Source organism: Streptomyces sp. NPDC050704, assembly GCF_040654355.1.
Taxonomy (GTDB): Bacteria; Actinomycetota; Actinomycetes; order Streptomycetales; family Streptomycetaceae; genus Streptomyces.
In genome coordinates this window covers 18,686-30,473 of record NZ_JBFAHW010000065.1, presented here as the reverse complement: position 1 = coordinate 30,473, position 11,788 = coordinate 18,686, and the positions used below count along the sequence as shown (strand labels likewise).

The 11,788-nt window shown below is 70.2% G+C and carries 6 protein-coding genes and 1 pseudogene; 2 read left to right on the top strand and 5 right to left on the bottom strand.

Going from position 1 to position 11,788, the window contains the following annotated elements; translation table 11 throughout:
• Nucleotides 1-151: 151 nt before the first annotated feature.
• Entirely contained in the window at nucleotides 152-934 is a 783-nt protein-coding gene (gene lexA, locus AB0I18_RS32070; protein WP_363109130.1) for a transcriptional repressor LexA, read from the top strand.
• Between the two features lie 140 nt (nucleotides 935-1,074).
• Here lexA and AB0I18_RS32065 read toward each other — a convergent pair whose 3' ends face one another.
• The 5 genes and pseudogenes from AB0I18_RS32065 to AB0I18_RS32045 form a co-directional block, all read right to left on the bottom strand.
• Nucleotides 1,075-3,075 (bottom strand): ATP-dependent DNA helicase, encoded by a 2,001-nt coding sequence (locus tag AB0I18_RS32065; RefSeq protein WP_363109129.1) that lies wholly within the window; start codon nucleotides 3,073-3,075, stop codon nucleotides 1,075-1,077.
• A gap of 88 nt (nucleotides 3,076-3,163) precedes the next feature.
• Nucleotides 3,164-4,822, bottom strand: a pseudogene (locus AB0I18_RS32060) (IucA/IucC family protein); the annotation flags it as partial.
• Between the two features lie 621 nt (nucleotides 4,823-5,443).
• Nucleotides 5,444-6,247: a GNAT family N-acetyltransferase gene (locus AB0I18_RS32055; RefSeq protein WP_363109128.1), complete on the bottom strand. Its 804-nt coding sequence runs from the start codon at nucleotides 6,245-6,247 to the stop codon at nucleotides 5,444-5,446.
• Between the two features lie 39 nt (nucleotides 6,248-6,286).
• Nucleotides 6,287-8,332, bottom strand: a complete 2,046-nt coding sequence (locus tag AB0I18_RS32050; RefSeq protein ID WP_363109127.1) for an IucA/IucC family protein — start codon at nucleotides 8,330-8,332, stop codon at nucleotides 6,287-6,289.
• A 269-nt stretch (nucleotides 8,333-8,601) separates the two neighbouring features.
• Entirely contained in the window at nucleotides 8,602-10,023 is a 1,422-nt protein-coding gene (locus AB0I18_RS32045; protein WP_363109152.1) for a diaminobutyrate--2-oxoglutarate transaminase family protein, read from the bottom strand.
• A gap of 425 nt (nucleotides 10,024-10,448) precedes the next feature.
• On the opposite strand from AB0I18_RS32045, the gene AB0I18_RS32040 reads away from it, so the two are divergent.
• A complete protein-coding gene (locus tag AB0I18_RS32040) occupies nucleotides 10,449-11,684 on the top strand; it encodes a hypothetical protein (RefSeq protein ID WP_363109126.1) in 1,236 nt (411 codons plus the stop codon).
• Nucleotides 11,685-11,788: the final 104 nt, after the last annotated feature.

Below are 11,788 nucleotides of genomic sequence, written 5' to 3'. Positions count from 1 at the left end.
CGCTTTTGTCCGCCCTGCGCAGCGTCAGCTATACACCTAGACACATGATCACGTCACGTCATCCCTGATTTTTCACTCGAACGTGTGTTTGGCGCAACCTTTCGAAAGCAACTACCGTTGTGCAGCAGGGAGACGAACGAGAGGGGCCGACGTGACCACCACCGCAGACAGTGCCACCATCACTGCCCAGGACCGCTCCCAGGGCCGATTTGAGCCGGTGCATGCAATGAATGAAGCAGTGAATCAGGAGGCGCCCAAGCCCACACGCTCCCTGCCGGGCCGACCTCCAGGTATCCGGGCGGACAGCTCCGGACTCACCGACCGGCAGCGCCGGGTGATCGAGGTCATCAGGGACTCCGTGCAGCGGCGCGGCTACCCGCCGTCCATGCGGGAGATCGGACAGGCCGTGGGCCTCTCCAGCACCTCCTCGGTCGCACACCAGCTGATGGCACTGGAGCGCAAGGGCTTCCTGCGCCGCGATCCGCACCGACCGCGAGCCTACGAGGTCCGCGGGTCCGACCAGTCCAGCGCGCAGCCCACCGACACGGCGGGCAAGCCGGCCGCGTCGTACGTCCCGCTGGTCGGCCGGATCGCCGCCGGCGGCCCGATCCTCGCCGAGGAGTCGGTCGAGGACGTCTTCCCGCTGCCCCGGCAGCTGGTCGGCGACGGCGAGCTGTTCGTCCTGAAGGTTGTCGGCGACTCGATGATCGAGGCCGCGATCTGCGACGGGGACTGGGTGACGGTCCGCCGCCAGCCGGTCGCCGAGAACGGCGACATCGTCGCCGCGATGCTGGAGGGCGAGGCCACGGTCAAGCGCTTCAAGCGCGAGGACGGCCACGTGTGGCTGCTGCCGCACAACTCCGCGTACCAGCCGATCCCCGGCGACGAGGCAACCATCCTCGGCAAGGTCGTGGCAGTGCTGCGGCGGATCTGAGCCTCCGCCCCTGACCGGGCCCCGGGACCCCTGCGCCGGTTCCGGGGCCCTGTGCTGTCCGGACTGAGCTGTCCGGACTGACGCTCTTCACTGGGTCGGCCCCCTGCTTCGAGCAGGGGCCGACCCAGTGGTCTGCTGATCTACTCGCCCTCCGCCTTCCGGGCCGTCTCGTCGATCGCGGCCAACGACCGCCGCACCTGGTTGCGGTCCGTCGTGTACCAGAAGTCGGGCATGGACGCCTTCAGGTAGCTGCCGTAACGAGCCGTGGCGAGCCGCTGATCCAGTACGGCGACCACGCCACGGTCTCCTGTCGCCCGTACGAGGCGGCCGGCACCCTGAGCCATCAGCAGGGCCGCGTGAGTGGCGGCGACGGCCATGAAACCGTTGCCCCCGGCGTCCTCGACGGCCTTCTGGCGGGCGCTCATCAGGGGGTCGTCGGGGCGCGGGAAGGGGATCTTGTCCATGACGACCAGCTGGCAGCTGGCGCCCGGGACATCCACGCCCTGCCAGAGCGAGAGCGTGCCGAAGAGGCAGGTCTTCGGGTCGGCCGCGAAGTTCTTGATCAGCTCGCCGAGGGTCTCCTCGCCCTGGAGCAGGATGGGGAACTCCGGGATGCGGGACCGCAGTTCCTCCGCCGCGAGCTGGGCGGCCCGCATCGAGGAGAACAGGCCGAGCGTGCGACCCCCGGCTGCCTGGATCAGTTCGGTGAGCTCGGTGAGCATGTCCCCGCGGTCGCCGTCCCGCGCGGGCCGCGCCAGGTGTTTCGCGACGTACAGGATGCCCTGCTTGCCGTAGTCGAAGGGCGAGCCGACGTCGAGGCCCTTCCACCGCGGGATGTCCTCACCCTCGGTGCCTTCCGGGGCGAGGCCCAGTGAGGCGCCCACACCGTTGAAATCGCCGCCCAGCTTCAGCGTGGCCGAGGCCAGCACGACGGAGCGGTCGGTGAAGAGCTTCTCGCGCAGCAGGCCCGACACGGACATCGGGGCGACCCGCAGGGAGGCGCCGCTGTATCGATATGCGCCTCCGCCGCGGGGCTCGTGCCGCTCGTACCAGACGACGTCCCACTCGGAGCCGTTCGTAATCCGCTCCGCCACGTCGTGGACCGTCTCGACAGACGCGAGGGCCTGCTTGCGCACCGCGTCCTCGTCCCCGACGGATTTGTCACGGGTCGCACCGATCGCCGAGATCACCGTACGGGCGGCGTCGCGCAGGGCCATCAGCGCGTATCCGAGGTCCTCCGGAATCTCCTCCAGGCGGCCGGGCAGGGCGAGCTCCATCAGTCGCTCGAAGCCCTCGGCAGCCGTCTGGAGCTGGTCGGCGGCCTTCTCGTTGACGAGCTTCGCGGCGCGCCGCACGGCACGGTTCACCTGGCCGGGTGTGAGCTCGCCGGTCGCGACCCCGGTGACGCGGGAGACCAGCTCGTGCGCCTCGTCGACGATCAGCACCTCGTGCTGCGGAACGACCGGGGCTCCCTCGATGGCGTCGATCGCGAGGAGGGCGTGGTTCGTGACGATGACATCGGCGAGCTTGGCGCGCTCGCGGGCCATCTCCGCGAAGCACTCGGCCCCGTAGGCGCACTTCGAGGCGCCCAGACACTCCCTGGAGGACACCGAGATCTGGGACCAGGCACGGTCCGAGACACCGGGTGTGAGATCGTCGCGGTCGCCGGTCTCGGTCTCGTCCGACCAGTCCCGCAGCCGCACCAGGTCCTGGCCCAGCTTGCTGGTGGGCGCGGCGGCCTCGAACTGGTCGAAGAGGCCCTCCTCCTCGTCCTGCGGCATGCCTTCTCGCAGCCGGTGCAGGCACAGATAGTTCGACCGGCCCTTGAGCATCGCGAAGTCGGGGCGGCGGCGGAGCAGCGGATGGAGCGCGTCCACCGTACGCGGCAGATCCCGCTCCACGAGCTGTCTCTGGAGCGCCAGGGTGGCCGTCGCCACGACGACCCGCTCCCCGTGCGCGAGCGCGGGCACCAGGTAGCCGAGCGACTTTCCGGTGCCGGTGCCTGCCTGGACCAGCAGATGGGAGCCGTCGTCGATGGCCTGCTCGACAGCTTCGGCCATGGTCACCTGGCCAGGGCGCTCCGTGCCGCCGACGGCTGTGACGGCGGCATGCAGGAGTTCGGGGAGTGAGGGCTCTGTCATAGCGCGACCACCCTACGGGGCGGCACTGACAACCGGGCGATCAAGGCCGGAGCGAGGGACGCGATCAAGACGCGTGCCTGGTCGGTGATCACAGCTGGTGCAGCGGGTTCGGGACGGTGCCGTGCACGGCGGCGTGCGGGCGCTGGGGGCGGTCGCGGTAGCCGTCGAGGTGCAGCCGGTTCCGGTTGAGGCACAGGCGCTCGATACGGGCGGTGAGCAGGTCGAACTTTGCGTAACGCTCCTTGAGCTCCGGGAAAAGTTTCTGGTGGCGGAGGATCTCGGCTCGGACGAACGACCAGAACTCGGCCTCGGGGACGTCGAGCTGTTCCTCGCAGAGCGGCGCCAGATAGCGGAAGACACCGACGAAGAGACCGGAGTGGATGAACTGGGTGAGGAACGCGGGCGGCTCGGCGAGCAGAACGGCTCGTACGTCGTCCGGCATGGAGGCGTGCTCGGGGATCGGCTCGGCGCTGACGTTCACGTCGTCCACGAAGTCCTTCACGGCGAGTCGGACAGGGACGTCGTGGTCGTCGAAGACAACGATCGCGTTCTCGCCATGTGGGCTGAACACAGTGCCGTAGCGGTAGAGGAAGTGCAGCAGGGGCGGCAGCAGCGCTGCGAAGAGGCGGCGCAGCCAGGTCCGTGGGGCCAGGCCCGAGCGTTCGACGAGCTCTGTCGTGAAGGCACGGCCGTCCGGATCGGTGTGCAGGAGGGCGGCCAGAGTGCGGGCGCGTTCACCGGGCGCCAGATGGCGGGAGACCGGCTCGCGCCAGATGGCGCCGAGCAACTCCTTGTACTGGTACGGGACTTCCGGCAACACGTCGTACACCGGGTGCCCGACCGTCACCGAAGCGACCTCGCCGAGAAGGATGACCTCGCAGGTGTCGCGCAGGAAGGGATCGGCGTCACGCAGGCCGTGCATCCAGGCGGTGACGGCGGGGGCCGCGAGTGTGCGTTCCGTCGGGAGGCCGCGCCACACGAGGGTGTTGAGGATGGACAGCGGCAGTTTGACGGTGTGCCGGTCCGGGCGTGAGGTGTTGAGGAAGGTGCGGATCGACTGCTGGGGCAGCCGCAGGTCGCCGTCCGGGTGCAGCGGAACGATCGCGCCCTCGGCGACGGAGGGTGCGAAGAGCGGCAGCACCACGTCGTTCCACTGCCAGGGGTGCACGGGCAGGTAGAGATACGCCTCCGGAGTGAGCCCACGCGCGCGTACCGCGGTGTCGTAGGACTCCCTGGTGGCGGGGTCGAGTTCGCGCGCGTAGAGGTGGTCGGCGGTGTCCAGGCCCGCTACGCCCCGGTAGGTGGCGAGCGAGGTGTGTACCGCGATCCAGGGCAGGGCCGTCGCTCTGCGACCCTCGGGTGCCCACTGGGCGGCGTCCGTCGCGGAGAACCCGAGGCGCCCCTTGTTGAGGACGATCCAGGGATGGCCTGTCTGGTGACCTTCCAACTCGGCGTACCCCAGGTCGGCGAGACGGGCGGCGGGGAGCGCGGTGTGGTCGAGACGTACGTCCGCGGCCAGGGTGGTGGTCAGTTCGCGGATCAGGTGGCCGAGGGTGGCACCGTCGAGGCCCAGCGTGCCGCGGGCGCGGGTGAGAAAGTCGAGGGGGTCGGTGTAGGGGCGGGGAGCTCGGGGGCCGCTGGTTGCTTCGGTCAAGGTGATTGACCCAGGATCGATTCGCCAGCTGCCGTAGGCGCCACGGCGGGCGCGGAAGGTCAGGATGTCGCCGGCATCGAGGCGGAGAGTGTAGGGGCGAGCGCCGTCGGAGTCGGCTCTTTCCGTTTTGGTCTTGGTGAAGGGCGGTGGGGCCGGCTGCCCAGCCGCGGGAAGAGTGGGGGGAGATTGCTGGGCGTTCGTCAAGGTTGGCGAATCGTCTCCTCTGGGGTGAGGAGCTTTGACCGGCGCTGCGTCCCCGGGAGAAACGGCGGCTGAGGCGACCGCCATTGGCCCATCGTGCGCGGAAGCTCTGTGGGGCGCTGCTGGGCCATCGGGCACGACCGGCCCGTCGAGTGCGGCAGATCCGATGGGCTCGGCCGGTCCACCGGCGTCGGCGGATTCGCCGGGCAGGGCCGGTCCATCGGGCACGGCGTGTTTGCCTGGCGCGTTTCCATCAGGCGCTTTTCCGCCAGGCTCCTGTCCACCGGCACGGCTCGCGGCCGGCTCCGGCCGCAGGATCTCCTCGTGGGCGAACTCACCGATCATCTTGGCGAGCAGGCGGCGCCCGGCTCCCTCCCATCGCTCCCGGCTCAGTTCGGGCGGGTCGTAGAGCAAGGACGGCTCCCCGGAAGCCGGGGTGGCGGACGGGTTCGGCACGGAGACTCCTCGACTGGGAACCTGATCGGGACGGGCGGTGTACTAAAAGTGACGGCGCTACAACAGATCGCGCAGGGCCCGGTCTCGGACCATGAGGGCTGCCCGCTTATCGGGCAGATCGACCTCGGCGGAGAACCGGAAGCCGGCACTGAGGAAGGCTGACACGGAGGGGGTGTTGCGAAGATCGGGCTCCGCGATGACGCGTGCGCACGAGAGACGTCGGTCAAGGACAAGGTCGGAGACGGCTCGGAGCAGGATGGCGCCCAGTCCTCGCCCGCGATTGGCGACACCACCGATGAGGAGGTGGATCCCGGTGTCGTGAAGGCGGGCGGGATAGTGGCGGGCCAAGGGATCGAGGTCGGCGCGATAGATCTCCCAGTAGCTCATCGGCGTGCCGTCCAGCACTCCGAGGCAGGGGACGCTGCGCCCGTCGCCGCCGAGTTGAGCGCGCAGATGATTCTCGGTCGCCGTCTCTGGTCCCGAGAGCTCCCAAAAGGGAGCTACAGCAGGGTCGTTCATCCAGCGGCTGATGAGCGGAAGGTCGCGGTCAATGCGTACGGGGACCAGGTGGAAGACGCCCGCTGAGGTGGCCGTCGGCCCCCAGTCGCCGACACGGTCGAGCAGGTCGTCACCGGCCTGAGTGGCGAAGACGGCCTTCGCCATGCCCCGCGCCGTCCCCATCTCCTCGTCCCGTTCCGCGACCCCACCGGCTGCTTCGGCCTCCCCGGCGAAGAGCGCGAGGAATTCGTCGGGCAGACGCAGGTCGAGGGTGTCCTCGCTGTCCGCACCGGGGCCGGTTTTGCTGTCGACGGTGGAGAAGGGGGCGGTACCGGCGTCGGTGCTCGCATCGGTGGGAGGCACGGCGACGCTCCTCTCAGGAGACGGGGTGGGTCATGTTCCTCAGGAATGAAGGGGGTTGGCGATGGTGACGTAGACGGACTGGGTGTCGACCGGGCCGACGAGTTCGTCGAGGCCGTGCAGCCGGGTCAGCAGGTTGGCCTTACAGCGCAGGACGGGTGAGTCGAGGAGGTGGACGGGCAGGGAGGTACGCAGTCGGGCGGGGCCGGAGGCGACATCGGTGAGGAAGCGGCGGAAGGCGGCGAGCAACAGTCGTTCGTCGGCCAGGCGTTGGGAGCCGAAGGCGCCGATGAGACCGAGCACGTTGTTGATGCCGAGGTAGTAGGCGAAGCGTTCGTCGGTGACCTCGTCGGAGACGAAGGTGTCGCTCTGTTCACCGATCCCGGGGAGCCGTTTGTCCAGCTCCGTTCGACGGGACTCGCGGAAGTAGTAGCCCTGGTTGTCGCGGTAGCGGCCGCCGATGGGCCAGCCTTCCGTGTCCAGCAGGACCAGGGTGTTCTGTTGGTGGGCCTCCAGCGCGATACCGGCCTCGCTGTCCAGCCAGAGGACGGGGCGTACGACCTGCTCCAGGTACCGGAGGAACCACTCGGCGGCGACGGCTCCGCGCGGACGGCCCGTGCGCCCGGCGAGCCGGGTGACGATCTCGGTGAGCCGGGACCGCATCGTGGGCCTGCTCTGCTCGGCGCGTTGCTCCTGTCCGGCGGGCTGGGTCTGGGGCCTGGGTGAGACGAGTCCGGCGATGCAAGAGGCGTCGTCCGTCGGCGTGAACGGGTTGTGGCGGATCATCACGTCGAGCCCGGGTACGGGGTTGCCGTGCGGGTCGTTCACCGCGAGCCAGGCCGGGTCGCGGACGATGTCGAAGCCCGGGTGGGCCGCCTGCCACTGTTCGGCGAGGCCGCCGCGGAGCAGGCGGTGGACCTCGACGCCACGGTGGAGCTCCTTGCGGAGGTTCTCCCGGCGGGAGTTGGTGATCGGCAGGCTCAGCGACAGCTTCAGCATCGCAGGGGCGCCGGAGCGGTAAAGGGTGCGTACGGAGGAGGTGGGGTGCCACGAGGAGCCATGAGAGCCGAGGTCCTGGAGCAGGCCGACATCCAGCAGTTTCGCCGTCTCGGGTCGGTGGCGGACCTCGCGGATCTGCCAGGGGTGCATCGGCAGCGCGGTGTACCCGTCGGGCAGCGGCAGCCCGGCGCCGGCGAGCCGACGGGTGAGCTGCTCCGCGGGTACGGGGCGCCCCCGCTCGGTCCAGGCCGAGTCGGTGACGAGCACGGAAGGGGCAACGGCCATCCAGGACAGAGGGAAGGAGCCGCGCAACTCGGGTGAGTAGCGGAGCGTTTCGGCCTCGGTGAGTCCCTCGCGGCTTTTCGGGGTGGGGTGCAGCGGGTGACCGAGCAGCAGCGCCTGTTCGGCGGAGAGGAAGAGGTCCTCGCCGTCGGTGGGGTTCTCCCTGCGGTCCGTGATGAACACGACGGTTCGCCGCATGGAGTCGGCGACTCGGCTGACCAGGTCTCCGCTGTCGGTTGCGGCGTCTGGCCGGGGAGACACATTCGCCCCTGCGGAGGCGGCCGGCTCGCCGGGCGCAACCGCGTCGGCGGGAAGGGGTGGCTCGGCAAGTGCGTTCGCGCCGCCGGAGGAATGTGGCTGGGCAGGAACCCGGCCCGTCGGTGTCTCTCGTCCCAGCAGGGCGGCCAGTGTGACCGCGTCTGTGGGTGGCGCCTGGTCAGCGGTGTCGGAGAGGTACGGGAGGCCGAAGCGGTGCCATCCCGTGGAGGACCAGTAGTGGACAGGGGCAACGAGGGAGGCGCCGCTGGCGGGCAGTGGGATGCGAAGGGTGCCGTCGTCGTGAGCGTGGAGGTCGTGCTCGCGTACCCAGCAGCGGAGCAGGTTCTCGATGGCCGCGGCCTGGGCCGCGGTGTGCGGATCGGGGTGTTCCAGGAGGTCGGTGGTGGCACCGCGCAGCCGTTCGGACCCCCGGGGTCCTCCCTTCTGCCTGGGGACCGATTGGGCCCCCGGCCCGAGAGGGGCCTGCGTGCCTCGGGCTCCGCGCTCGTGGGTGTGGGGACGGCCGTCAGGGGCGGGAGTGACGTTCAAGAGGGTTCCTTGTGAGGTGGTTCAGGCTCGTGCGGCGACGAACCAGGGCTGTTCTGGCGTACGTCGGGGCTGTGTGTTTGCTGGTCAGTTCGGGTGGAGGGCGTCTTCTGGCCGAGATGCCGTTCGGTACGGGGAGGTATGGGGAAGGAGGCAGAGCCGCTGGTGAGGCCCTGCGGGTATCACCGCACGACGACAGGTCCGGCGGCTCACGCCAAGCCGTCCAAGCCGTCCGTGCCGCCGAAGCCGCCCCCACCGTCCGCGGCGCGGGCCTATCCGGAGCACTCGGCCTGCCCGGCCTGCCCGGGTGCCGCAGCTCCTCGCCCGCCCAGCCCCGCGGACGCGACGTCAGCCACCGCGTCCGCCAGCCGGTCGAGCACGGCGCTGACCTGCTCGTCAGTGATCGTGAGCGGTGGGAGTAGCCGCACCACACTGGAGTGGCGGCCGCCGAGTTCCACGATCAGTCCACGTCGGAGGCACTCCCGCTGGACGGCGGCCGCCCGTTCGGGGGCGGCAGGGGGCGGTCCTCCGGTGGACGCCGACGGCTGGTCGGGGTCCACGAGTTCGACTCCGATCATCAGCCCGCGGCCTCGTACGTCGCCCACGCAGGCGAAGTCCGCGGCCAGGCCCCGGAGTTGGGTGAGCATGCGGATGCCCAGAGAGGCGGCGCGCTCGGCGAGACGGTTCTCACGGACGTAGGCGAGAGTCGCGGCGCCTGCTGCCATGGCGAGCTGGTTGCCGCGGAACGTGCCCGCGTGGGCGCCGGGTTCCCATACGTCGAGGTCGTCGCGGTAGACCACGACGGCCAGCGGCAGGCTGCCGCCGATGGCCTTGGAGAGGACCATCACGTCGGGCGTGATGCCGCTGTGCTCCACCGCCCAGAAGGCGCCGGTCCGGCCGACCCCCGTCTGGACTTCGTCGGCGATCAGCGGGATGGAGCGGGCCGACGTGATCTCCCGCATCCGCCGCATCCAGTCGTCCCGCGCCGGAATCACTCCGCCCTCGCCCTGCACCGGCTCCAGGATCATCCCGGCCGGGCTCGGCACCCCGGACTTGGTGTCGTCGAGGATGGACTCGGTCCAGCGCGCGGCGAGTTCGGCCCCGCGCTCACCGCCGATGCCGAACGGGCAGCGGTAGTCGTGCGGATAGGGCAGGCGCGCGACACGTACGTCGGACGCGCCCCCGGATGCCGCGAGCGCTCCCGCGGTCATCCCGTGGTACGCGCCGGCGAAGGCGAGGATCCCGCTGCGCCCGGTCGCGGCACGCACCAGGGTCAACGCTGCCTCGACGGCGTCCGTACCGGCGGGCCCGCAGAACTGCACGCGCGCGTGGTCGGCGAGCCCGGCCGGCAGCGTGCGGAACAGCTCGGTGGTGAACGCGTCCTTGACGGGTGTGGCCAGGTCGAGGACCTGCAAGGGTGCCCCCGAATCGAGGACCTTTCTGATGGCTTCCAGTACCACCGGGTGGTTGTGCCCGAGCGCCAGCGTCCCCGCGCCCGACAAGCAGTCGAGATAACGGCGCCCGTCGGCGCCCTCGATCGTCAGCCCGCGTGCCCGCACGGGCACGATCGGCAGGGCGCGCGCGTAGGTGCGCGCCGCGGACTCGCGCGCCGACTGCCGCCGCAGAATCCCGTCGTGCGCCGCGCGCGCCCCCAACACCGGGCGCGTGTCCGGGCGTTCGCCGACCGCGGGCATCACCGCGGACCCCTCGGCCGGCCCACCGGGCGCAGGCTGCGCGACAGCCTCGTGCGGTGCGGGCGCCACCTCGGGCGCAGACTCGGTCACAGCCATGTCTGTCGGTCCTCCCGCTGTCCAGAGGCGAGTTGCTCGGCCGCCGGGTGGGAGGCGGCAAGGGGATGAACACAGCCGGAACGTCCCCCGTACGTACCAACGACGGGGACCGCGAGGGGCAACGGCGGGACGAAGATCCTTGCCGTGACGGAACCGTTGCGGTTCCGTCGGAAGTCCCCCACAGCAACGGCATAGTCTGTGGTGCCGTTCAGCGATTCCTGCTGATCAGCGCCCACGGTTCACATCAGGTACGTACGGGTCCCCGGATCCGCGCACAGCCACATGTGGCAGCACAGAGTTGTTCGTTCACCTCCAGGGGGAGTCACACCATGCGACCCATACGCCCGTCGTTCGCCGCCCGTCGAGGGAGGAGCTCGCGCCGCGGAACCTCTCCCCTGCTGTTCGCGGTCGGCCTGGCCACCACGCTGGCGCTGACCGCCACCGCCTGTGCCTCGGGCGACGACACCAACGCGGGCGGCGACGCATCGGCCTCCGCGGCCGGCAGCGGCGACGACAAGATCACGATCCCGGACGACATCAAGGACAGGCTCAAAGAGCACGGGATCGACGTCGACAAGTGGAAGAACGGCGCCTGGAAGAACTGGGACAAGGACGACTGGCTGCGCGAGGCCGGTGACTACATCAACCCGATCATCGAGGACCTGTGGGACCCGGACCGCATGCGTGAGGCCGAGGACCCGGACCAGGGCAAAGGCGTCGACGAGAGCGACCTCTCCGGTGACCAGGGCGTGACCGACCCGGAGCCCGCGCCGGTCGCCGCCAAGGCGGTTCCGGCCGCGTACCACGACAACGCCCCCGAGGCGGGCAAGGTGTTCTTCGACTCCCCCGAGGGCACGATGGTCTGCTCGGCGACGGTGGTCGAGGATCCGGCCAACCCGGGCAAGTCCAACATGGTGTGGACCGCGGGCCACTGTGTGCACGCCGGCAAGAAGGGCGGCTGGTACCGCAACATCGCCTTCGTACCCTCGTACAACAACGACGCCAAGGCGGCGGCGGACCTTAAGAACGCCACCCAGGAGGAGGTCGCTCCGTACGGTGTCTGGTGGGGTGAGTGGGCGCAGACCTCCGATCAGTGGATCGAACAGGGCGGCGCGACGGGCGGTGACGGTGCCGCGTACGACTTCGCCGTCATCCAGGTGACGCCGGAGAAGGGCGGTGACGGCAAGTCCCTGGAGGAGACCGTCGGTTCGGCCCTTCCGGTGGACTTCGACGCGCCGACCGTGTCCGAGGTCGGCGACATCACGGCGACGGGTTATCCGGCCGCGAAGCCGTTCGACGGCGAGACGATGTTCCAGTGCGCGGACCAGCCGGGGCGGCTCTCGATCGCCGAGTCCGAGCCGACGATGTACCGCATCGGGTGCACCATGACCGGTGGTTCGTCGGGCGGTGGCTGGGTCGCGACGGGCTCCGACGGCAAGCCCGCGCTGGTGTCCAACACCTCGATCGGCCCGGTGAGCGCGGGCTGGCTCGCGGGCCCGCACCTGGGCGCGGAGGCCAAGGGGATCTACGACGAGGTGAGCGAGAAGTTCGCCGGTCAGGGGTAGCGGTACGGGGTCGGACGGCGGCGGGACGCCTCACGGAAACCTTCACCGCCCCGCCGCCGTTCGTCCCCGACTCGGCGGGCATAGTGAGGTGTCGCGGCGGCGCG